The sequence below is a fragment of the Paenibacillus sp. GCM10023250 genome, assembly GCF_042653205.1.
Classification (GTDB): domain Bacteria; phylum Bacillota; class Bacilli; order Paenibacillales; family Paenibacillaceae; genus Paenibacillus_Z.
Genome location: NZ_JBHSHY010000004.1, coordinates 96,278 through 119,772, shown reverse-complemented (window position 1 = coordinate 119,772; position 23,495 = coordinate 96,278). Strand labels below are relative to the sequence as shown.

15 protein-coding genes and 1 pseudogene are annotated in these 23,495 nt (G+C 53.0%); 3 read left to right on the top strand and 13 right to left on the bottom strand.

The genetic code is table 11. The annotated features are described in order from the left end of the window. Positions 1–18 precede the first annotated feature (18 nt). The 7 genes from ACFPB1_RS06035 to ACFPB1_RS06005 all read right to left on the bottom strand — a co-directional run bounded on the left by ACFPB1_RS06035 (position 19) and on the right by ACFPB1_RS06005 (position 11,906). A complete protein-coding gene (locus tag ACFPB1_RS06035; RefSeq protein WP_379222991.1) occupies positions 19–909 on the bottom strand; it encodes a carbohydrate ABC transporter permease in 891 nt (296 codons plus the stop codon). A gap of 124 nt (positions 910–1,033) precedes the next feature. Then, positions 1,034–2,296 (bottom strand): sugar ABC transporter substrate-binding protein, encoded by a 1,263-nt coding sequence (locus ACFPB1_RS06030; RefSeq protein ID WP_379222989.1) that lies wholly within the window; start codon positions 2,294–2,296, stop codon positions 1,034–1,036. Between the two features lie 601 nt (positions 2,297–2,897). Continuing rightward, positions 2,898–3,608, bottom strand: coding sequence for a DNA alkylation repair protein (locus tag ACFPB1_RS06025; protein WP_379223139.1), 711 nt, complete (start codon positions 3,606–3,608; stop codon positions 2,898–2,900). Next, complete coding sequence (locus ACFPB1_RS06020; RefSeq protein ID WP_379222987.1) at positions 3,577–5,016, bottom strand: TIGR02679 domain-containing protein; 1,440 nt, start codon at positions 5,014–5,016, stop codon at positions 3,577–3,579. Before ACFPB1_RS06020 ends, ACFPB1_RS06025 begins: the two co-directional genes overlap by 32 nt. Then, on the bottom strand, positions 5,013–9,161 hold the full coding sequence (locus ACFPB1_RS06015; RefSeq protein ID WP_379222984.1) for a TIGR02680 family protein: 4,149 nt from the start codon (positions 9,159–9,161) through the stop codon (positions 5,013–5,015). The genes ACFPB1_RS06020 and ACFPB1_RS06015 overlap by 4 nt, the downstream gene beginning before the upstream one ends. Next, the gene (locus tag ACFPB1_RS06010) at positions 9,158–10,405 is read right to left on the bottom strand and encodes a TIGR02678 family protein (protein ID WP_379222982.1); all 1,248 of its coding nucleotides are present in this window, start codon (positions 10,403–10,405) and stop codon (positions 9,158–9,160) included. The genes ACFPB1_RS06015 and ACFPB1_RS06010 overlap by 4 nt, the downstream gene beginning before the upstream one ends. Beyond that, on the bottom strand, positions 10,398–11,906 hold the full coding sequence (locus ACFPB1_RS06005; RefSeq protein ID WP_379222980.1) for a TIGR02677 family protein: 1,509 nt from the start codon (positions 11,904–11,906) through the stop codon (positions 10,398–10,400). Before ACFPB1_RS06005 ends, ACFPB1_RS06010 begins: the two co-directional genes overlap by 8 nt. A 409-nt stretch (positions 11,907–12,315) precedes the next feature. On the opposite strand from ACFPB1_RS06005, the gene ACFPB1_RS06000 reads away from it, so the two are divergent. Beyond that, positions 12,316–13,200: a hypothetical protein gene (locus ACFPB1_RS06000; RefSeq protein WP_379222978.1), complete on the top strand. Its 885-nt coding sequence runs from the start codon at positions 12,316–12,318 to the stop codon at positions 13,198–13,200. Positions 13,201–13,383: 183 nt separating this feature from the next. Here ACFPB1_RS06000 and ACFPB1_RS05995 read toward each other — a convergent pair whose 3' ends face one another. The 6 genes and pseudogenes from ACFPB1_RS05995 to ACFPB1_RS05970 form a co-directional block, all read right to left on the bottom strand. Beyond that, on the bottom strand, positions 13,384–15,816 hold the full coding sequence (locus ACFPB1_RS05995) for a DUF2357 domain-containing protein (RefSeq protein ID WP_379222976.1): 2,433 nt from the start codon (positions 15,814–15,816) through the stop codon (positions 13,384–13,386). After that, positions 15,788–17,989, bottom strand: coding sequence for an McrB family protein (locus ACFPB1_RS05990; RefSeq protein ID WP_379222974.1), 2,202 nt, complete (start codon positions 17,987–17,989; stop codon positions 15,788–15,790). The genes ACFPB1_RS05995 and ACFPB1_RS05990 overlap by 29 nt, the downstream gene beginning before the upstream one ends. Before the next feature lie 206 nt (positions 17,990–18,195). Beyond that, positions 18,196–19,770, bottom strand: a complete 1,575-nt coding sequence (locus ACFPB1_RS05985) for a restriction endonuclease (RefSeq protein WP_379222972.1) — start codon at positions 19,768–19,770, stop codon at positions 18,196–18,198. Positions 19,771–19,846: 76 nt separating this feature from the next. Then, positions 19,847–20,605 (bottom strand): helix-turn-helix transcriptional regulator, encoded by a 759-nt coding sequence (locus ACFPB1_RS05980; RefSeq protein WP_379223137.1) that lies wholly within the window; start codon positions 20,603–20,605, stop codon positions 19,847–19,849. Between the two features lie 72 nt (positions 20,606–20,677). After that, positions 20,678–20,803, bottom strand: a pseudogene (locus tag ACFPB1_RS05975) (HTH domain-containing protein); the annotation flags it as partial. A 106-nt stretch (positions 20,804–20,909) separates the two neighbouring features. Then, complete coding sequence (locus tag ACFPB1_RS05970; protein WP_379222970.1) at positions 20,910–22,163, bottom strand: vWA domain-containing protein; 1,254 nt, start codon at positions 22,161–22,163, stop codon at positions 20,910–20,912. Between the two features lie 501 nt (positions 22,164–22,664). Here ACFPB1_RS05970 and ACFPB1_RS05965 point away from each other — a divergent pair. Continuing rightward, positions 22,665–22,826, top strand: a complete 162-nt coding sequence (locus ACFPB1_RS05965; protein ID WP_379222968.1) for a hypothetical protein — start codon at positions 22,665–22,667, stop codon at positions 22,824–22,826. Further along, positions 22,775–23,326 carry an exonuclease domain-containing protein gene (locus tag ACFPB1_RS05960; protein ID WP_379222966.1) on the top strand — a complete coding sequence of 184 codons (552 nt, stop codon included), beginning with the start codon at positions 22,775–22,777 and terminating at the stop codon, positions 23,324–23,326. Before ACFPB1_RS05965 ends, ACFPB1_RS05960 begins: the two co-directional genes overlap by 52 nt. The last annotated feature ends 169 nt before the right edge of the window (positions 23,327–23,495 follow it).

The following is a 23,495-nucleotide window of genomic DNA, read 5'->3' as shown; positions in this document are numbered from 1 at the left end:
AGTGATCTCCCCGCATCTTTAAGTCATGTCCGACTCGCTTTTTTGCAGCCGGAGTTGGATCAGCGTGATGGCAATGATGAACACGAACAGCACGAACGAGCCGGCCGCCGCGTACCCGAAGTGGTTGAACTTGAAGCCGTTCTGGTAGATGAACAGCGATACCGACAGCGTGCCGTCCAGCGGACCGCCGTTCGTCATGACGAACGGTTCCTCGAAGAACTGCAGCCAGCCGATCATCGTCGTGATGGACACGAAGAAGATCGCGAAGCGCATCATCGGGATCGTGATCTTCGTCACCTGCTGCCACAGGCTCGCGCCGTCCAGCTGCGCGGCTTCGTAGTACGACTTCGGAATGCCCTGCAGCGCCGCGATGAAGATGATCATGTTCAGACCGACCGCTTTCCACAGCGCCAGCATAATCAGCGACAGCTTGGCCGTCGTCGGCTGCGTGAGCCACTGCACGTCCGGCAGGCCGACCGCGTTCAGCAGGTAGTTGAACAAGCCCAGCTGCGGATTATAGAGATAACTCCAGACGACCGCGACAGCCACGATATTCGTCACGGACGGGAGGTAATAGACAACGCGAAACGCCTTGAAAATCCGGGACGTGCCCAGATTGATCAACAGCGCGATGGCAAGCGAGAACACGATGACCAGCGGCACGCCGATCACCACATAGAAGATCGTATTGAAGATGGACTTCAAAAAGACGGGATCCGTCAGCACTTCGGCATAGTTGGCAAAGCCGATAAAATTGATGGAACCATAATCCGCGAGTCCTCCGAGGTCCATGTCGGTGAGACTGATCACGAGCGCGACCAGAATCGGGACGAGGGAGAACAGCGTAAGCAATATCAAGGTTGGCGCGATGAACACATACGGTGCTTGCCTATTCAGGAAACCTTTCATCGGGAGATCTCACTTCCTTTTTCATGCCCGGGGCATATATAGAGCAGGCCGGCCGCGCGCGGCCGGTCTGCTTCAAGTGGAGCGGAAGACGATTCCCGCACCTGGATTGCTCGTCAAGCAAAGATTACTTCATCAGCTTGGCCGCTTCTTCGTTGAAGCTGTCCATTTCCTTCTTCACGTCCGCGTTGCTGCGGTAGATCACTTCGAAGTGCTTCAGGTAGGCGTCGCCGATTTGCGCCCAGGACTTCAGGACCGGCATCGGTTCCGCCGTCTTCAGCTGTTCGCCGAGGATCTGGTAGTTCGGGTCGTTCTTCAGCTTGTCGTTATCCCAAGCGGACGTGGCGGCCGGCAGCGAGCTCGTGTCGTCCATCCACTTCAGCTGCGTCTCCGGCTTGCTCATGAACGCGACGAACTTGGCCGCGGCATCCTTGTTCTTGGAGTATTCGAAGATCGACAGGTTCGAGCCGCCGAGCACCGACTTGTTGTTTTCTTTCTTCGGCAGAACCGCGAGCGCCCATTTGTCCTTGATCTCCGGCGCTTGATCCTGGAGCAGCTTGATCATCCACGGGCCGCTGATGAACATCGGCACGATGCCTTCCTTGAACGCCGGGATGATGTCGATGCCGAGATCCTTCGGCGTAGTGCCTTTCTGGTAGAAGCTATTGATGTACGAGATCGCTTCGACGAACTTCGGATCGTTGAAGTTCGGCTTGCCGTCCGACGTGAACCAGTCCGCGCCGTTCTGGCGGGCGAACATGAAGCCGAGGGACTGCTCTTTCGGGTCGATGCTCATGCCGTACTTGCCTTTGCCGCCGGCCTTGGTCAGCTTCTCCGCGGCGTCAGACAGCTCGTCCCACGTAGCCGGCGCCTTGTCGTAGCCGACGCTCTTCAGCATGTCCGTGCGGTAGAACAGCACGCGCGTCTCGACGTACCATGGCGAGCTGACGTACTTGTCGTTGTACTTGCCTGCCGTGACGGAGCCTGCGTAGAAGTTATCGGGATTCAGTTCCGGGTATTGCGAGACATATGGCGTCAAGTCGGCCAGCACGCCGGCGTCGGCGAATTCCGCTACCCAGGACGTGCCCATTTGGACGACGTCCGGACCTTTCTTCGACGCGACCGCCGTCAGCAGTTTATCGTGGCCTTGATCCCAAGGCAGCGCTTGGACGTTGACCTTGATGTTCGGGTTGGCTTTCGTGAATTCGTCCGCGTACTTCGGCAGCGTCTTCGCTTCTTCGCCCATGCCCCATACGGTCAACGTCACTTTCTCGTTCGAAGCGCCGCCTTCGCCGGCATTGCCGCCGTTCGTATCGTTCTTCGCTCCGCAGCCGGCGAGCAAGCCGACGCTCAGCATCGCGGCCGTCATTACGGTCACTGTCTTTTTCATATCGTAAAACCCCTCTCGATGATTTCGCCATTCCATTCAATGCTGCTGTCCTTACGTGCACGCTTTCATTTCCTCCGGTCCGTCCCTCCGAGAAGCGCACGCACCCCCTCATTATGTCCTGAGTTTTCCAGCCTTATTACGGCGTTCCGAACGTCGGGATTTCCGTAGAAACGTTTCGATTACTCGTATAATTCCCATAAAATAGGTCATAATCAGTGAAATCTACGTAAGTGAAACGTTTCGAACCGATTATAGCCGAAAAATAAAGCGTATACAAGAGGGTAATATTGATGAATCGAAACGTTTCTATTGTTGTCGTGACAGCAATGATAGCGCATCCCTTGCGGCGCTTGCTTACATTTCGTTTTCAGGGGCCGCGGTTTTTTTGTTCACACCACGTGTGAGGAAGAGGCTGTGAAGCGCATTCGGGCCGATGGCCGCAGGCGAATGTAAAAAAGACAGCTGCGCAGGAACGATCTCCCTGCCGCAGGCGAACGTAAAAAGACAGCTGCGCGCAGGAAGCGATCTTCCTGCCGCAGCTGTCCGTGTCCGAGCGGTCCGTGCCCTGGCTGTCTGTGTCCGCGCCCCGATTGGCGGGCGGTTAACACCGCACGTATTTCCGTTTGAAGCCGGGCTTCCCTTTCTCGAGGAACTTCTGAATGTTCGCGTACGCGTGAATGGCTTGCTTGCTCTTCGGCTTGTCCGGATTCACCGCAACCGGTCCGACCGCCTGGGCCGCGGCGACCGCCTGCTCGTGGAGCGGCACATAGGACGTGGCGACGGTGTAGAGGAAATTGTTCATCGCGAACTTTGCGCGCTCCGGCGCGTCATGAATCGTTCGCTGTACCGCCTCGAGCATCCCGGCCAGCTTGTCCGGATCGAACTCGGCGTCCTTCCAGCTCCCGAGCAGCCAGCAGTAGCAGCTCCAGCCGGCCGACATCCGCAGCTCCTCCCCGCTCGCGATCCACGCATCCGCGACCTGCTGCGCGATCTCCGTCTCGGCCAGGGTGACGGCCACCACGAAGTCCGACAGCATGTAGAAGTACGCCGCGGCGATCCAGCGGTCGAAGTCCGCCTCCGTCATCGCCTTGGGATCAGCAATGACGCCGGCGAAGTACATGGCATCATAATTCCCCGTCGCATAGAGCTCCTCGGCCAGCGGCTGATTGCGCTTGATCTTCTTCGCCATCGGCTTCATCTCCCCGGTCGCGACGCCGAACACCGGCTCGTGCGCGCCGTTCGAGACATACATCTTCTTCAACCGCTCCTTACCGAGCGCTTCAAGTTCCTGCATGACCGCGTCCACGCTCATGACTTCCGCCATTTGGAATCACTCTCCTTTTGGTATATTCATCAAAATCCTTCAGCAATTCCGCTACCCAAAGCTCCTGATGCAACTTCACGCCTTGTTCTATCATCGTCTCAATCAGTGAAGCATCCCAGCCCAAGCCGAGTTCCGGTAGTCGCAACAGCTCTGTGTCAGCCAGTGACATTCCCTTATGTGCATATCGAAGATAAACTTCTCGATCCATGCGCCATGCGCGAAATCGCCGCCGATAGCGTATCTGCAAACTTAATGCGATGCCTAACCCGACAAGGTCCAAATCGCCGGCATAATGGAGCGTCACGTCTTCTCGTTGACTTAACAAGGCATCAAGAAGCTTGATAACCGCTGTCGTCGGGCGTCCATTTCCGCAGATGATCACTGCGCCCTCGGCTTCCGCATGCTTGCAAATTTGACTATCGGCATCTACCAGCTCGGCAAAAACAGACGGATTCTCCACCATAAAAACTCGCGTATAATTCAACGCTCCGAGCTGGGCTACCGATAGCCGTTCCACTTGCCTGAGAGTCAACACATGCTCTTGTGCCACGCCAAACAGTTCCGGAGCGTAAAGCAACACTTGGGAGGAGAGGTCGTCATCAGCGACACTACCTCGACGATATCCTTCGCGAATTAACCATGCTTGCGACATACCTTCATCGAGAACATCAATCTGCTCTTGTTCGGTACCGAATTCATCTTCCGATAGTGTGGGAGCTAGATGACCGCTATTGCCTGTGACGTACGTCAATCCCCACCAGAAGAGTCGTCCCAGCGGATGTTTCCAATCAAGTGCGTGCGCATCCCCAGTGGCTTGCGCCGCCAGTATCGGCAAGCGAATCGGCTTCGTATCTGCTCTACCCACGACTATGTTCAACGACTCCAAGCAATGATCGAGACAGCGCCGTGCCTCCGCCTGCGATTTGGCAAACAACGTTCTCAAGGTGCGGAACCCGGGAGAGGACTCGTCGATGAGTCCCTGCGCCCAGGCCAGTACGCGGCTATTATTGCTTGCTATCGCCGCACCCGCTGCCTCAATACTTCTCTGGACGAACGCCTTCCACTCCTCGTACGTAAGCGATTCTCGCTCTCCTCTTGTCAGGACAGGTTCACCATTCATAATCTGAAGCAATTCCTTCACGGTAAGCTCGAATCGGTCAGCCGCCAGCAAGCGCTTAAACGTATTCAACGAGTACGCCCTGTTCTCCCCTAGGACAGGAGGACTATATAAGCGGTAAAACGTGTCCAGTGTATCGCGCTCGAGTTCACTTATATTGGTAAGCGTTATAGAGCCTCTCGCCCCATCCTTCGACGCTGCATACTTCTGTGCGAGCTGCTTCAGAAACCGTTCAAATCCCGGTCTGCCAAAATAGCTGCGAATCTCTTCTTCCCTCACGCCTCGGCTTCGCCTCCATGCGCAGCAATTGATTCCAGGCGCCGTCCATTCCAGCGGTAACGAAGCACCGTAACATAATTCGCATCCTTCGGTCTGTAAATCTCGCAGATCCCAAGTTTCGGCACGGTATCAAAACAGCCCCACAATACCTGAGAAGTCATCATGTAATCGAATTCCATTTCCGACAACAAGCCGAATAGGTCACGAATATTTTCATCATCGACGCCTGCGAATGCCTCGTCCAACGAAATAATCTTCGGCGCGTCCGGGCTCGCATCCGCGTATCGGGAGTAGGTCGCGGCAAACAGCGGAATATACATCGACATTGCTTTCTCGCCGCCGCTCAGCACATTAAATCTGGCGTCCGTGAGCTCACGGTAATTGGTTTCGTCACCTTTCTTATAACGCAGTGAAAATTGGAACCATGAACGATAGTCCAGCATATCGTAAATATGCTTACGCAACGCTTCCCGCTCCTCGGCTGCGCCTTGCTTAGCCCACTGAACGCGCGAACGAAAATGACCTACGAGACGCTCTACCTCATCATCCCGCAACAAATGCGAATCGCGGCGAAGGAGCTCGACCAGCTCATCGCTGCTCAGCTCGGACTCCGATTGTGCGGCTTTGGGCAGCCACTGCAGTTGCAGTTTCAACCCGCTCGATGTATCCCGATCGGACATCAGCTTGTTCATCGCCTTCAACCATAGCTCCGCGCGTTGTATCCGTGCACGAATGGACTTGCCGACACTACGCATGATGACTTCCTCGAACAGCTCTCGGTCCTTTTCGTTAAGCAGACTTTCCTGCTCCGCCAAGATATCTCCCATCTCCGCAAGCAGGGTGCCGGGCTTTTGCGGCCTAGTACGGTCACGCATGGATAGGAGCGTAATTCTCCCGGTCTCACTAATGTCGGACTCCAGTACATATTCGGACAGCAGATGCTTGGTGGCATTGAACTGATCATAAAGCATCCCGCTCAGCCGATCCCTATTGGACCGGGATACGCTGACTTCCAGCTCGGCAACGACCGATCGGCATGCGCTAAGCCAATCCGCAGCCGTTCCGCCGTCGATTTCGTATCCTTCCGTCTCGGGAACAAGACGCATCTGCCACTCACTGATAAACTGCTGTTTTCTTCGCTGCGCCTGTTCATCAACTTCTTGCTCACGCATCGCCAATCCAGACTGACGCTCCCGGAGCACGCCTATGTGCGTCGAGATGTCCGCAACCGCTTTCGACAGATGCTCGCGCTCTTTCACCAACTCCTGACGCCGTTCCTTTAAGGCGCTGATTCGCGCATACAAATCGCTGATCCCAAGCTCTTCCATTAAGTTGCGCAGCTTCTCCGTTTTGACCCGAAGCGCATATTGCTTGTCGAGCAGCGCATCACGCAGTTCTTCTTCTATGTCAGCCTGCCCAGCCTGTTCAACTGCCTCCAAATCATACCGTTTCGCTTCCTCACTCCGCTGCCGATACTCTCTCCAGTCGGAATGAAGTTGAGCGATCGCCTCCAAGTAACCCCCAATGGCCTGATTGGCCTCTTGCAGATCGCGAATGGTTTTAAGGCGTGTCCACCCTGCTGTCTTGGCGATAAAGGCTTGCTTCAGCTCCGCCCATAATTGCTGCTTGATCCGAAGCTGGTCCGCCAGCTTGTTCTCTTGCTCCAGCAACACTTTGAAGCGCATTGCAGATTCAAATTGCGCAGACCAGGCACGTCGCAGGGCGGCATGCGATTCATCCTGAATCGGAAACCGCGACAGCTCCTGTTGTAGGCTAAGGACGGCAGTGTCACAGTCAGCGATGCCATGGCGAAGCGATAGAATACGCTTGTCCATGCTATCGATCTCTAGTCCCAGCCGAGCAATTTCCGCCAGTTTATATCGCTTTCTCGCTTCTTTCCCGATATACTGCACCCGGTGAACATCATGATCGACTTTACCGACAAGTGCGCCAAACCGGTAATAGTCGCTGCCGACGATCGATGCATGTTGCTCCTGCGACAACAAATCCGTCTCTAATCCTTCGCCCCACGCAAACGAGCGGAGGACTGCTTCGACTTGCTGTTCGGACAGCCCGGATTCAGCCGAAGGCATTGGCTTTAACACATCCGCGAGCGTGTAACCCCATTCCATTGGCTGCGGAACGACCCATACGTCTTCATAATTTTCGCCAATGGTACCGATTTGACCATCAGGTCGCAGCCAGGCATCCAACAACCTGCTATTTAGAAGCGTCAGTTCGATGCTCGCTCTTTGCGCCTCGCTGATATGAGCATGAAAATCGCACACTTCATAGAGCGGAGCTCCTTGTCCCGGCTCGTACCCACTTCGCGTCCGCAATCGCGCTGCGCTGCGAACAGGCTCTGGCTCGCGACTCTGCTCCCAGGCCTGCTTCTCCGCAGTCAGCGCATCCCTCTCCGCCAGCAATTGCTTGAGCTGATGCTCCAGGTCCAGCTTTCCTGCAACGATCTCCTGCCGACTTCGGTCGGCTTCGCTTCGTACGGGCCCCAGCACGGCCTCCACGTTCTGCTGCTCATAAGACAACGTACCGCTCGCCGCAAACATATCCTGTACGGCGGTTTCACTTAGTTGGAGTTGCACCAGGGACTGCTTCCATACCAACAAACGTTCTTTCCATACATAGAGAGCGGACTCGGACGCCTCAACCGCTCCGCGCATGTTATGCTCGGCCCGATCGCGTTCTGAGCGCATCGCGCCGAGCTGATTGTCGTACTCGGCAACCAACTGCCCCGCTTCCCGTTCCTGCTCCGCGAGTCGGATCGCTTCGCCAACTGCGCCGCGATGGAGATCCACGTCTCTCCGCCAGGCTGCAATAAAGGCTGCGTCATCAGGCGGCTCCGGGCTCCAGTACTGAGCGTATACGCCATGATGTTCGAATTCCATATCGCCGGCCAATCCTTCAAGCTCTGCTAGCCCCTCCTGTTGCATCTCCAACAACTCGGCCTGCAACCCGCGTGCCTGCTCTGCAGCCAGCTCCGCCGTTTCACGGCTTCGTAAAGCAGCAGTTAAACGCTTCTGAGCCTGTTCAGCGTACCCCCCAGTTTCCTTTAACTGCTGCTCCGCTTGTTCCAGCTCATGCTGCTTCTCCATCGCTTCGCTGCGGCCGAGCAGTTCCAGCTCCGTCTCCGCTTCTACCGTCCGCTCCTGATTGTTCGCCTGCGCCGCTTCGATCGCAGATTTGTTCTTCAACGCGCCTTGCAGTTCTCCTGAAAGTCCGGCCATCTGTTTCTTGACCTCTTCCTGATCCGCATGTGCGGCAAGCCACTGATTCCCGCTATGATAAAGCAAGAAGCGATTATATTGCTCATAGCTGCGGTTCAGTTTCTCCAACTCCGCACGATGAAGCGTGAGTTCTTCCAGGCGGTCGGCCAGCTGGTCCATATCCTCCATCACCTCTGACAACGGACGCAGCTCCTCCTCGTGCAGCGGCGGTAGTGCCCGCACCAGAACTTCATAGATCGCCGTCGGCTTCACATCCTTGGACAACTTGGGACTGCGCAGCTGAATGAGCAGGTTGAGCAAATCCACATAGGCTTCCTTGTCATGAAAGCCGAACAAAGCACGATTCACCAGATCGCGGTACGCGCGTTGCTCCTGAACCACCTGTCCACCCGAGCCGATTCGCTCCTCCAGTCCTTTGCGATCCAACGGAAACTTCCCTTGACCCTCCTGGAACAATACGTGATCGTACAACCAGAAGTCATAGTTTATCCGTCGCCCATCTTCCAGCACGAAGCCCCAAAAGCCGATTTGAGCCGCCCCGCGCCGCGCCCTCAAACCGATGCCGATCGTCTTGTAGATGTTCTTAGCCGGGTGAAAAAATTCAAGCCACAAATACCCGGTCCTGTCCGAGTGCTCTTCTTTATCACCAAGCAAGTAATACTCGATTTTACGATCTCTAGAGCCGAATGGATCAAGCCGGTTCGGATGCTTGTCGCCGTCCAATACGAGCGGGATAAAGCTTTGCATGGTCACTGATTTGCCCGCTCCATTCGTGCCCCGCAATACGAGCCGACCCTCCTCGAGTTCAAACTCCTCATCCTCATAAAACCAAAAATTCAGAATGCCCGCCCGGTTCATCTGCCAACGGTCGCGTTTCATGCCTTCCACCAGGTTCTCGGTCACGTCGTCCCTTCCTCTCCGTCATCCCATGAATAATCCGCGCTCCAGCGAGAAACGACCGCCGATACGATAAACCTCATCCCGCTGTCACTTTCTTCTACCCAGCGGCCAAGGTTCCACTCCGCCATATGCGACGTCAGCACATCGGCCAACTCAGGCAAGCTCTTTCCGCGGTGCTCCTTACTCCAATACTCGCTATATTTCAGTTTTAGCTGGTACAGCAGACCCTCAACATCCGTTTGCGTCAGGTCCACGGTTCCTTGTTCCGTTACGAACCAGTCTCGGCTGCCCAGCCTTCTTCTAAGTTCTCCCGCAAATAACAGCACCAAGTCAGATATTCCCGCAGCCGTGGGGAATAAGTCGCATTCGCCAGTAAGTTCTGGATAGAAGAAGAAGAGTCCCTCCCGGTATCGACTTCCCTCCAAGCCAAACATAAACTGCATCTGATCCACCAGCGTACGCCGCTGTGTCTGCACATAATACAGCTCATCCGCACTCCATGCCCGGTCTGCAACCGCCGGTTCTAGCAGAAGCCGCCTGTAGATACGATGTCTCCGCTTTCGCAGTTCACCGTCCATGGTCTCCGGATAGATCACCTGCTCATTGAAATCGTCCAGCCGGTCGTAGCCCTTCAGCTCTTTAGGAAAATGCCGAAGCACATACCTGGCTGACGGCGAGCATTCATAAAGCACGTTTTTCGTGCGATTATCATGCGCCCAGTCCGTTTCCTCTCCGTCAATATGGCGCAGTACGCCGAGCTGCCTCAACTTCTTCAGCGCGCGAACCATCGACAGCCGATGCTGATAATTTTCCCAGTCCATTGCCACACCTGATGTGACCAGCTGTTCGCTGACCTGTTCGACAATGTCGGTTAGAACGAACTGGTCTAGCTCCGTCTTGGATTCCAGAAACCATAGCGAATAGGCAAACAAGGCATAATCCCTCGGTTCCCGAAATTCCGAGAAGCCCATCCACGACTCGGCAACTACCGGCGCTTTATCCAGCTTAGCCATCGTTCGTGTCATAATAAGCGAGAAGCCTGTGAACTCTGCAAACCAATCCCGCAACTCCGTATATTGATCCCGAATCGCGTAGAACAGATCAGGATCTTCTTCCTTGGCAATCCAATGCCGGTTCAGCAAAGCATGCGCGCAATTGCGCCGGCGCTCGTTCCAATGCTCGGCATCCGCCTTCCGATTAGCGCGCATGCGACGAAGCGCGTAGGATGTCGTCCCCCCTCTAGCCACTTGCCGCCTCGCCTCCCGCTACTTCAATCCTATAATTCGGCATTATCAGCTGGCCGTCATCGCTGTGAAGCACGGCGTCTTCCTCGTCTTCGCCAGGAATGATTAACGAGATTCGATTGCCGTCAGCCGTTACGAACGATCTCGAAGCTGCTGCCGTGCAACGCCCGATCCACTGGAGGAGCCGCATCCGTTCTTGCGTCCTCAGCCTCGGCAATTCGGCAATCTCCACCTTGCCCAATCGCTTCATCTTATCAACAAACGCCCTTTCTTCTTCCAATTGAATCAGCAATTGCTCACGAAAGGCTTCACGACTGGCCGTATGACTACGCATCGGTTCAGAGCTCGAACGAGTAGAACGTTTGCGGCTGCGCGTCCGTATGAGACGAACATTGGGCGGTTCCTCCCAAGTCGAGGCATCTGTCCGCTCCGTGCTGCGATCGTCGATACCTTGCAGATGCCGGCTAGGGAACAAGCCAAACACATAAGCGGCAAGCTTATGCGCCTCTTCCATGTCGGTCAGCCCGGCAAACCGACGGCCAAGCGTCTCCAAGTCATTGCGCCTGCTGACACCGCCGCGCCGTCTTTCCTGCAGCCGGACTGCGCTGCGCACGACTTTGGCGATCGCTTCTTTGGTCGCCCGCTCCAGCAGCGTCAGTTCGCTTAACTCCAGATCGTCTCCAACAAACCAACGTTTCAAGTTGTTCCAGCCCTGCTGCAGCTCTAGCCGCAGCTCTTCCCTTGATTTGCCTTCTTCCAAACGCGGCTTTGCTTGTTCATCCGCCAACACTTTTTCCAAGTAAGCATCCCTCAGACCGTTCCCAACTCGCTGCAACAGACCCTCAATTCGATAAGCGCTTCGTTGAAGGCTTTTGACAAAGTGCTGCAAATAGTTCACTAGACTATCCTTTAACGCGAGAAAGCCTTCCGTAGCCATCATTTCCTCGGCTTGAATGGAATGAATGCTAGCAATGAAATCAGCCGCGTTCTCATGCATCGTCTTGAACGCTTCATAGAGCTTCTCCCAATTCCGAAGCGCTTCCCCCGGTTCGAACTCCATCACTTTGTTTCGAATCTCTTGAATGCATATCGTGATGCTATCGAAATAGGTCGTTTCCAGAGAGCCGCCATATCCCTTTACCTTCTCCAACGACTCCAGCATTCGCTCAATCTCGATGGCATATGGCGTAAGCAAGTACTGGCTCTTCTTCCGCATATATTCTTCCACGGAGAGCGCTCGTCCCCCGTCATGCCTCGAAGCCAAGTTACCCCAGCCCTTCAAGTTCTCCAGATCGGATAGACACTGGTCCAGTGTGTATGCTTCCAGAACCCCCCAAGCCATCACACCTTCATATACTTCTTCCGGCCGAAGCCAATATTTTAAACGCTGATATTCTGTATAGACGAACTTCATAATTGCGCGATATCGCGCTACGTTAATGGCCGTTAAATAACTGAGCTCAGGCACGGCGCGCAGTCCGGCAGAGGTGATAATCGGATCCAAGTTTCGCTCCTCCTTTAATCCCTTTCATTTTATCAGGTTGAACATTGCGCGCCTATTGTCTGAATTTGGCTTGCTTCAACGTATCGCTTGCTCGACTAATCCTCTTGCCGTTTGAAGCACACGCCCTTTTGTGCTAATAATGCATCTGTCTGGCAAAGTGCCCTTCCCCCTGGCTCGCCCCCCATAAAAATGAAATAAGGATGGACATTTCATTGATTTACTACCCTCCTCTGCAGCCTGGGGCTGATCTTCTTATAGAGTAAACACAAGCATCATTTCTTTTCAATAGACTCAAAAATGCGCATTCCGACTATAACAATTAATGATTGAACGAATTGATCAAGAACAAACGTTCTGGTACACTTAACTTATTAAAAACCACAATCTCAGGCTAGGGTGAGGCATATATATGGAGAAGGTTGATATAAAACAGCAACTTAAACTTGATTCCTTCAGCCAGGAGCTGCTAACAGAGTCACTCTCACTTCTGCAACTCAATCATCAAGACATCAGACGAGAACGTTTCATTAAAGGCGTCTTCTGCCCACATTGCTTGCAGTCTTCTGGAAAGATCGTGAGCAATTATGTGCGTTTTGGTTTCGTTAATGGTACAGGTTGGCAAAGATATCAATGCAAGCACTGCAAGCATATCTTCAGTGACCTGACACGTACTTTCTTCCATAGAAGCCGCAATGTTCACAAGTGGCCGTTATTCATTCAATACCTATTGCAAGACAGGCTTCCTTTAAAACAAATTGCAACCAAACTCGAGCTTCATTTCAATACAATCTATGCGTGGAAGAAGAAGCTTTCAGCGTTCTTTGAGCTCTATTTGCCAAATAGGAATTTTCAACCTTCCGATCAAAGTTCCTACGATTGTACAACCCTTTCGATCAGCTGTCCGAATAAAGGTAATTCCGCAAAAAGCGATGATAAGTCCTACGAAGTCCAAAACACCACGAATAACACCGAAATTTCCGTAATTATTGCTGTTAACCGTGAAAACCCAAGTCGAGTTCTCTTTTCAATAGCAAAAGATTATTACGATGCTTCCGTCCATCTTGGTACGCAACCATCAGCTCAACTCTCCAAGGTTGTTCATGAGATCCAACAATTCTGCACCAAAAAACGGGGCTTTCCCGCACGAAACCTATTTATGCATCTAAACTTTTTCCGCATGCTTAAGCTAACAGAGGCTATAAATCCTGCCATTATGGCTTCTGAAATAATAAAAATCTGCCTCGATAAGGATCATTTATCACGATCGAACAGGCTTTTAAAAAGATTGATCTAGGTATATTAAATCAATCATTAATTGTGATTGATTCATATACCAGGATCAACCACTGCTTCCAGAAGTTTTCCGCTTAATAGTGAAATAAAAAAGAACAGCCCCGATTTGAGGCTGTTCGAACCGTTTGCAATCTATCTTCAACGCGTGAAGCCTATCAAATTCCATAAACCCTTCTTCAGAACATCATAATTGCTTAGCCACATCTTCTCTTCCCTCAATCCCCGTCACCCGGCTCGCCAGATCCACCTGCTCGTGATCGAGCGTCACGCGAATCGCGCCCGTGCGCCGCTTCTCCCGCCAAGCGATGATCTCCTCCTCCGAGCGGAGCTTCAGCTCAGCGATCTCCACGGCCCGGTCGAACACGTACTTCGACGTGCACAGCAGCGTATGAATCCCTCGGCCGCCCGGCCGGATCGGCGCGGGACGCTTCGTCCACGGCTCGACCGTGAACTTCACGTACAGCTTGTCCTCCGTCCCTCGCCGCGGAGGAATCTCCTGAATTTCGTGACGCCGCACGACCTTCCACGCTCGAATACGGCTATACCAGTGCACGCCTGCTTCCAAGCCTTGCGCTTGAAACTTGCCGATCGACTGGTAGAGCGCCACGTACTCCAATTGCGAGAGCACCGAGTGATCCGTGAAATTCTCGAGCGGCACGTGGTAGAAGCCATGCTGAAGCGCCATATCGAGCTGCTCGACGTGGCGCAGCGAACCGACCAGTACATTTTGCCCGGCCAGCTTGTCCTTGTAGTACGTCTGGGTTCCACGCGGACGCGTCGAGCGTTCGTAGGCCTTCTCCGGACTGTCCTGGACGATCTCGTCCAGGAACGCCTCCATCAGCTTGGTCGCGTTCGGCAGGAACGGGAAGGCCCCTACGTTCACGAGCTCGATGCTCTTGTAGAACTTATGCGACTTGAACTGCTCCTCGTCATGATACGGAAAAAGCACATACGCCCCGAACATGCTCCGCTCGATCTCACGCTCGCCCTTCTCCGCATAGACGATCGCATCCCGATACCGGTGCATCGTGTTAATATCCGATTCCTCGGGACCCGGCGTTCCGTACATCGTACGGTAAGGCGTATCCTCGTACGCCGGGTTCAGCCGGTACTTGGCGTCGAAGATGTAGTTGTACACCGAGGCGGAATCGTTCTTCTTCAGCGTCAGGACATTATCCGGCCGCTGCGCCACCGTATGCGCTTGCTCCCCGCTCGGCAGCGTGTTGTAATAGAGCGTGAACGTCTCGCCATTCACGGGGTTGCGGTACACCATCCTCGCCTTCTGGGTCTTGTCCAACGTCACGAACACGCCCGTCCGGTTGACCCGGATGATGTCCTGCTTCACAAGCTCATACTTGCGGCTCAGCAGATCGTGAATCTTCAGGAAGCACCAGTATTCATAGAGCTGCGCCAAGTCCTTCATCGACAGGCGGAACAAGTCGCCCTGGATGGACAGCCCTTTCATGAGCATTAAGTAGTTCCGATACACTTCCCGGTAGCCCGGCGCCATCTGGAGCACGAGCGTCACCGAGAGCTGCCGCATGTCCCGTACTTGCAGAAAATCCAGCGCCAACAGCCGTCCGAGCTGTCTGCCCATGTCATCGAGCTTGCGCGCAAGCATCGGATCTGGCAGCCGTCCCTTGTCGATCAGCCGCACCCGCAGGTCCTTCAGCTTCTGGGCGATCCGCAGCAGTACCCATCGCACGAACCGATTTTCGTTCGTGTCATAATCGACATGCCGCTTCGTCTCGATGACATGGCTTGGCAGATAACGCTGGCCATTCAGCTGAATGACGCCGCGGCGCTGATCTCGCGCGAGCAGGTGGGGGCGCTTCGTCAGGAACGCAATGTTGGACTTGCCGGGCTTCTTCACGCGTCCCGCTTCGACGATCCGATTCTCCACCTGATGCTTGGCGTGAGGCGAGCTTTGGATCCGCTCGACCGCTTGCACCAGCTGTCCGAATACATACTGCAGGATCGAGAAGAACTCCGTCAGGCTCTGATGCCGCGTCTCGCGAAGTCCCGTCAGATTGTACGTCTTCCGCAGAAAGTCAAACGACAAGTTATAGATCTGCTGGTTCACGTCGTTCAGAATCATCTGGTAGTCGTGCTTATAATCCATCTTCACCGGGAAGATCTCCAGCTGCAGCTGAAGCACCGTCTGCCCATGCAGCCGAAGCTCCAGATCCGTCAGACCGACTTCGTTCTGAAAGTTCACAATGCCGGACAGGATTCGGCTGCCGAGCGGCTTCACCGCTTGCCGCACATGTGCGTTCTCATGGTAGAAGACGAGCGGCAGCTCCTCCTTCTTCTCGACGACGAGCTCATACGCCTGCGTTTCATAGAAGATGGGGTACACGGCATCGCCCGTCTGCCAAGGCGTGAGCTGCTGCGTCTCCGGATGGAAGAGCAGCATGCGCTCGATCTGAACTGCACTACCCGGCGCCGAAACCTGCAACTGGGCGGGCATCAACGCCTGATCGGCCGTACGGTGTAGACGCAGCGTATCCACGGTCGGGTGGAACGGCTTGCCTTGGATGAACACATTGAACCGATTCGTCTCGATGCGAAGCAGCTCCACGCTCACGTTAAGAGAGCCAGTAGGACGTGAATCCATCTTCCTCCAACCTCCGCAGCATGAAGGCAAGCTTGCGCGCGCTGAGCGGGTACTTGGCCGTCTCTTCCGAAGTCGACCCAGAGCTCCACTTCAGATACAGCTCGCTTGCGTCATCGAGATAGTCTTGCAAGGGCAGCTTACGATCTAGCGCCACCTGCAGCAGCTGCAGGAGCACCCGCTTCACGGATGAAGAGCTGCCTTGCACGCGCGGCAAGATCTTTTGCAGCAGCTGCAGGTCGAAGGCTTGATCCTCACTCATCAGCCCGAATTGTTCATTGTAGATCATATAGAAGCAGACCGCGTCGCGAATCCGAAAGCCGACATGCGCATGCACCTGCTCGAGGATGCCGTTCACGCGGACGAGCTGCGCAGTTACGCGCTTCGCAAGCGCCTCATGCTCACCGTAGGCGTCCACCAATTGCAGGAATTCGCTCCGGAGGAAAGCATTTGCCGCACGTCCCGCTTCCGGACCATCCATCTCCTCGGCCTCCGGGAACTGCTCGAGATGGATATAGTTGAATTCGATCGTATTGGCACGGTCGAGCACCTTCTTGCTGAACGGATGCGTGGTCTCGTCCATGTTCACCGTGCCGATCAAGTACACGTTATCCGGCAGCGCCAATCCGCCGTATAGCGGCTGGTCCTCCGGCGCCAGGCTCTTGGCTTCCAGCAGCGGCACCGTCACGATACGTTCCCCGCGCCACTCCTGCGTCTCGATGACGCTGAGCAGATCGCTAAAATAATGCTCCACCCGCGCCAGGTTCATCTCATCCAAGCAGATAAAATACGGCTGATGCCGGTTACGCTCCTGCGCCGCGACCGCCAACACTTCAGCTAGCTTGCCCGGACGGAACGCCCCCGTCAGGTCCTTATAACCGAGCAGGTCCGACGGATCGCTCCAATCCGGCCGCACCGGGATGAGCGAGAACTGCCCGTTCGCGCTCGTCGCGCCGAGCGCTTCGGCGAAGAGCTTCACGAGCTTCGTCTTGCCCGTCCCGGAGACGCCGGCGAGGATGACGAATGGCTTTGTCTTCAGCGAGAGGTAAAAATTCTCGATCAGCCCCGGCGGGAAATGAAACCCTTTGCCGTGGATGAAGGCCTTGATCGCTTCGATACGTTCGGGAACGGTTAGCTGGTCCATGGGCTCCTCCTCTTCCAGCTCTTGCTGGTAGGTATTCATGTCGCCGGACTGCAAGACGATGTCCGCGTAGCGTTTGTAGCTGTCTACGACGTTCTTGAGGTCGGCTAGGAGCTGATCGTCGTTAGGGACGTGGCCTCGTTCGTAGCGAACGGAGGCGATAATAGCAGCCTGGTAGTCATCGCCAATCCCTGGTACAAGCTCATCGTAGCTCAGACCACTCAGCGGCAGTAGAGAACGAATTTCTTCGTTTTTCTGCTTAAAGTAAGGATAAGCCCCCTTCTTCTTCAAGCGCTGCAGCGGCTCGGTCACGCCTTGAATGAGCGTCAGATAGACCGCACTCATATCCTCCGCGAACAAATAAACGATATATTCACCACGTTGAACCGTGGCTTGAATGCGTTTATCTAGGATGGCAATCCAAGGAATGCCCACCCAATTCCCTTGCCCAATTGATCCTTGTACCTTGTATTCAGAATCGATAAATTCCAGCGACCGGAGGTAGTCCGGAATGCGGTTCCGCATCAATCCACCGGCGGGATGATTCGCGAACGGCTGCGTTTTGAAGGATAAATAGTTATCCAACAGATGATCGAAGGCAGCCTTCAACGAGAACCCTGCTTGGGTCTCCAATTGACGGTGATAGTCGTCCAGCTGCTCTGTCGCGTAAGCTTCTAACTCCCGGATCATCGGCTCATCAAGCATGGACCAGATATGCGTTTGGAACGTAATGGTATCGCCGGATGTCTCGAGAATCGCCGATAGGGCATCGATCGGAGTACGAAGCAACGTCTTGGTCTGCGGTAAGGTGAAAGCAGCCCAGCTGTCCGCGACATTAGCCGGCGGTACATCCACGACTTGCCCCGCTTCGCTCCGATGCCGATAATACGCCAAAAACCGCTCAGCCACGGCGCTCAGCGGTAGGAATTGCAGCTTCGTTTGCTTGTATTCGCCGATAATGGAGAGGACGAGGACCATCTTGTACGATCTCTGCCGATTGCGGAAGATAGTAGATAGTTCGGTTGGTAAAGTCATGACGGTTTCGCTCCAAACTTGGGATTAAGATGCACGATCGTAATAGAATTCAAGCTATTAGTCTGAAAGTCCTGCTAAGACAAAAGCCGACGATCAGAAGACGCCGGCTGACAAGGTCGTGCTATCCAGACTGCTTCCGCGAAGACGTCTGTTGATTTTTCTTCTCCACTACAGTATCCAGGTACGTCGTAAATTTCGATTCAAGCTTACTTCTTTAACTCGATGCTAACTTGATGACCATATTCATTAAACATATACACTAAATTCGACCCATCGATTAACGTAATCGGCTTGTCTTTTGCAAACTCTCTAGAGTCTTTTCCATAATAACTAGTCGTAACCAAAATCCCTTTTGAAGCCCCTTCCGAAACCATTGTACCGTAAAGATCTCGAACGGCAGATACTGGAACAACCATATTGTATCGTTTGGCTTGAATGATGAACTTACCCCCGCGAATCGGATCTGGATCAAACGCAATCGCGTCTACCCCACCGTCTCGGCTTGCTTGCGTAACCTTAACCTCTGCACCGTCTTTGGAAAATATTTTCGAGAACAACTCTCGAACCAAGTGCTCAAAATCCGCCCAATCGATTGTCGCTAAATTTGTCGAAGCGTCGATTCCATTTATTACTTCTTTGGATTCCACAAATCGTTTATCGTCGCGGTTGATATCAAGAATAGGCCGAACAGGGGCCAGCTGGGCAAGAGGACCAGCAACAAGTCCCTTTAAGTTTCGATAACACTCTTTTGGTTCTACACGGCTTAAATTGTAACTCATAAATTCTTCTTTAGATGCCTGACAGGACAAAATACACGATTTAAAGTCGTTTCCGGTTTTGGAATCTACACCTTCGACCCAGCCATTGAATACAACGGTTTTGACTTGTTCAATATAGACCGATTCAAAAACTTCATGAATTGTTCTTAAACAAATCTGATATAGAACATTTTCATAAAAGGCATCAAATTCTTTTACCTTCATCTCCACCACATTGATGTCTTTGCGGCTAGCTACGTATTTGTACTCCGTAACTCGCGGAGTACTCTCTTTTGATGGCAGATTATAATTAATAATAATCGTTCCACTAATGGGCTCAAACATGACATCATAATCCTTTTCGTACCCATCCGGATATGACGAACGTTCTAATACGATGTGAATATATTTTTCAATCGCCTCTCCATGCCCTTGTTCAAACTCTTGTTTTAACAAATCAACAGTGCTGTTTTTCTCTTGTTGCAAGCGTTCATATTCTGCTTTTTCACTATTATATAGATCTAGAGCTTCAAGATATTGGCCTTTTGCTGCTTCTTCTTTTTCTATTCGAGAAGCTTTTTTCGACTTGATTAGCATCTCAAGAAATTTGCTTTCTTTGGGTACACGAAGAAGATCGTTGAATACTTCCAACGTAGGAGCGGTTTTATTGAATGTAGTCTTATCCTTTAACGAATTCCAGTTCAGCTTATCGTTAACTTTCAATGTCGCATTTAAAATATTTTTATATTCGTTAATTAAAGATTGAGCTTCTTCAGTCTGAAATTCAGCTTCTTCTTTTAAATCATTAATAGCCTCTTTCAACCGACCACGTTTCTCCCTTTCATCCCATTTACGAAGTTGATCGTTCGCTTTTAGCTCTACTTCACTTCTTGTCATACCTTTTATTTCTTTTGTCAAGCCTAGATAATCATTTCTAATGGTAAGTGAATAGTTATATCGGGAAGCCATATTACCAATCCTTTCAAAATAGGAGAAATTACTTAGCACTTCAACAACTAACATGTATTCCCATTTTAAATATATTCAGCAGTTTTATACGTCGAAGGCGTTAGATCGAGTAATTGAGGAATCTCCCCTCTCACCCATACATCCCCCGCCAGCGCTCCAGCCTTTCCCGCATCGCATCCCGGTAACTCTTCGGCTCCAGGATCTCCGCCTCTGGCCCGTAGGAGCTCACCCACATCAAGAACTCCCGGTCATGGTTGAGCGTGACCTCGAACAGCAGACTGCCGTCCGGCTGTGGCTTCAAGCGAGGCTCCACGAACCATTCTTCCTCCTGGATGTACCTGGCCACCATCGGCGAGAACCGCACCTTGAAACGGATATGTTCCTGGCCTCGCTCGATCGAGAACGTATTCTTCATATACTGCCGAATGCTGAAGCTGCCCTTATCGAAATGATGATTCGTCACCTCAACCTGCAGGAACCGGCTCACCCGGAAGGTGCGCATCTGGCCTGCTTGATGGCAGTAGGCGATCAGGTAGAAGCGCTGTTCCCGTGGCACGAGGACGTATGGATCGATAATCCGCTCTGTCTGTTGGTTACGCCCTTGTGAATGGTACACCACCTTCAGCGACGTCTGGGACAGGATCGCTTGGATAATGGGGAATAGGTAGTTTGGTCCCGGTTCCGGTCCAACCGGTGTCCCCATCTGGATGACGTCCGCTACCTGCTGGACGACGTCCGCATGCACGGACTTTTCTTTGCGATGCGTCGCCATGATCTTCTCGTATGCGGAATCGAAGCCTGGAGGGAGCAGCGGCTTTACCTGGTCAATGACGGAAGGCAGCATGGAGAGTACGAGTGCCTCCTGCTCTGTGAAGTTGAGTGGGTACATGGAGAAGCTTCCAACGTACGAATACCCTTTTCCATGGCCGAGGTTCGCAAAAGGAACAAAGGAGCTGAGCAGCTCCAAGTCCCGATATATGGTTCGTTCAGTCGTCTCGCAGCGTTCGGCAAGTTCCCGACCGATAATACCCGGTTTCCCTTGAATAAGCATAATGATTCGCAGCAAGCGAATGAGTCTTTCCGTCATGTCGGCACCTCGCAATTTGTCATCCTTAGACGTTCTAGGCCCAATTAACTATTTCCTGCTAGTGGATGACGACCAATAAGTTACCATTTTGTGAACGCAGGCTCGTTTATTGCTTCCTTTTCATCGTTCTGTATTTCTGGCTGTGCAGCGCTTTGCGATCATGAGCGGTAATCGGGGCATCCCCGAACCCTTCCAGCCTCTCGTACAATAGCTGCGATTCCGCACGCAGATCTGCATCCTCCGTTACAATTGCCATCTGAAGCAGCTTATCGGCTTGCGCTTGGATCATCTGCTTTCCTGCATCCAGCTGCCCATTGTCGAAGGCGTCCATTGCCTGCTCGATGGCGAGTGCCGTCTCCGTAATCTTCACTTGCTTCTCGACTGCCGCATCCGTCGGGAGGCTCAGGAGATCGGCTTGATCGCTGAATTCCGCAGCTAACGACATCGTGACGGTGCAGGTTTTGATGCCCTCCGTTACATTGACATAAGTCCATTCAAGCGCCAGGACGGGGTGAATCCCATCCGAATGGGGCTGGAAAGTCATCTCTACCAGGATCGATTTCGTCTCGGAGTCGTACAGATCACCCAAGTGAAGCGTCGAACTTCCATCACTCACGTTCGCTTGATAGCCGTATAGGTTCGTAATGGTGGCGGATGTCGAAGGGGTTAGCTTCATCGTCATGTTCTGCGCCAGTACCGATAAGACGCCTTGCAGTTCCTTTGCAAAGATCCCCCGGATATCGTCCGGTTTCTCAATGTAATAGAAATTTCCGCCCCCGCCATCCGCGATCGCTTCCATGAGCTCCTCGTCAAAACCATGGCCTACGCCCATCGTGGAAATGCCTACCCCCATGCTGCGGAACTCCTTCGCCATGCGTGCCAATTTGGCGCGATCGGTAATGCCTTCGTTGGCATGGCCATCCGAGAGCAGCAGGACGCGGTTGACCATTCCAGCTTGCTTGGCAGCAGCCGTATACTGTGCCCCTTGAATCAGACCGCCGCTCAGATTCGTTGTTCCTCCAGCTTCGATTGCCGCGATTTTTTGTTTCATCCCCTCTTTGTTCTGAACCCTCTCCGGCTCGAAGATCGTTTCAATCTCGTCATCAAACGCAACCATGCTGAGCAGGTCCCCCGGGCCCATCTGCTCGGTGACATATTGGCAAGCTTTACGACTGTAAGCCAGCGGCTTCCCCGACATCGACCCACTCCGATCGAGGACCAGCCCGATATTAATCGGAGCCCGCTCCGATTGGCTCGCAGCCGTGCCCTTCAATTCCAGCAATAAATACGCTTTGTCTACCCCATCACATGGGAAGTATCGTCGGATCCAGCGATGAGTTAGCGTGACTGTATTCGTCAACAGAACCACTCCTTCAGGTTAGGTATAGCGAGCATAGCAGACGATTCTGACAGAAGAATGTCACCGAACGCACGTTCCAACATCATCGCACTCGAGCCGGCCTGAATTCGTATTGTCTGCCTGTTCTTGCTTCCTCAGCTCTAGCTGGTCTACCAATTCATTAAGCAAGCTCGCTATCTCCGGACTGCAGAGCTCCAGCTGCTTCACAATCTCTCTGATATCTAATCGAATCACACCATTCACTTCGCCATTCATGGGCGTTCCTCCATCACAGTTACCGAATTTACCCATATCTTATGGCTTGGCTCTGACAACGCTTTGTCATAGAACGTATGTTTTGCTAGAGGGAAGTATGGGTGGGGATGGCTGAAAAGGACAAAAGTTCGGACCCTGCTACGCTGCCAGCCGAAATAACCAAACGCATGTTCCATGACAGCCTCTTGTCGCTGGGAACAGTTATGCTGGCAGTAGTCTAGTCGAATCGGAGGAGGTTACACACGGATGGAGTATATTGTATTTGACATGGAGTTTTCCGTCGTCAAGAAGGTGCATGAGGCGGAGATTTTAGAGATCGGGGCGATCAAACTCAGCGACGAAGACGGAACGCTGGAATGGTCGATATCTTCCATACCTATGTTAGGCGTACCAGCTTTGCCCGTCTGACCCCACTCACGAAGGAGTTTACGGGTATTACCCAGCAGCAAGCCGATACGGCTCCATGTTTCCAGGAAGCGGCGGCCCTTTTTCATTCCTGGCTTGGAACGAAACCCTATTATTTGTGCTCTTGGGGGCCGGACGACAAGCATCAGATGCTGCGGCAAGGCAAACAGCAGCGGCTGGACCTGAGTTGGTTTCGCAATTACAACGATATTCAGCTATTGTTCACTCGATTGAACGGCGGTGATCATGGGCAGCGATGGGGGCTCAAGAGAGCACTCAGCCAGCTCGGAATCAATTTTTTGGGCAGACAGCATCATGCCTTGGATGACGCCTTTAATACGGCCAAGCTGTTTGCCATGATCTTCTCGCGCATTCAGCTTGAAGAGAATCACGTTTCGGATGAACCGCTTCATGTGTCCAAGCTCGTCTATTCGGATGACGATGGTGAGGATCAGGTCTCTCCTTTTGACAAGTTAGCGGGGTTATTTACGGCAGCGCAATGATGCGTTTCATGAAAAAAGGACGATGCGAGGTGTTTCATCGCATCGTCCAGGAGCAAGCGGTAATACTTGGTAGAAGACGACTATACAGTAGCTACCAAAGAATGCGCTGCAGAGAGAATAACCCTTTTGGTGTCAGAAAGTGTGCCATATCCTAAGCTTCAGGTTTTAA

Excerpts from the sequence above, each read along its gene's own strand:
- ACFPB1_RS06035 (WP_379222991.1), bottom strand. The coding sequence starts at position 909 with ATGAAAGGTTTCCTGAATAGGCAAGCACCGTATGTGTTCATCGCGCCA.
- ACFPB1_RS06030 (WP_379222989.1), bottom strand. The coding sequence starts at position 2,296 with ATGAAAAAGACAGTGACCGTAATGACGGCCGCGATGCTGAGCGTCGGC.
- ACFPB1_RS06025 (WP_379223139.1), bottom strand. The coding sequence starts at position 3,608 with ATGAGCGTGGACGCGGTCATGCAGGAACTTGAAGCGCTCGGTAAGGAG.
- ACFPB1_RS06000 (WP_379222978.1), top strand. The coding sequence starts at position 12,316 with ATGGAGAAGGTTGATATAAAACAGCAACTTAAACTTGATTCCTTCAGC.
- ACFPB1_RS05995 (WP_379222976.1), bottom strand. The coding sequence starts at position 15,816 with ATGGATTCACGTCCTACTGGCTCTCTTAACGTGAGCGTGGAGCTGCTT.
- ACFPB1_RS05990 (WP_379222974.1), bottom strand. The coding sequence starts at position 17,989 with ATGACTTTACCAACCGAACTATCTACTATCTTCCGCAATCGGCAGAGA.
- ACFPB1_RS05985 (WP_379222972.1), bottom strand. The coding sequence starts at position 19,770 with ATGTTAGTTGTTGAAGTGCTAAGTAATTTCTCCTATTTTGAAAGGATT.
- ACFPB1_RS05980 (WP_379223137.1), bottom strand. The coding sequence starts at position 20,605 with ATGTACCCACTCAACTTCACAGAGCAGGAGGCACTCGTACTCTCCATG.
- ACFPB1_RS05965 (WP_379222968.1), top strand. The coding sequence starts at position 22,665 with ATGGAGTATATTGTATTTGACATGGAGTTTTCCGTCGTCAAGAAGGTG.
- ACFPB1_RS05960 (WP_379222966.1), top strand. The coding sequence starts at position 22,775 with ATGGTCGATATCTTCCATACCTATGTTAGGCGTACCAGCTTTGCCCGT.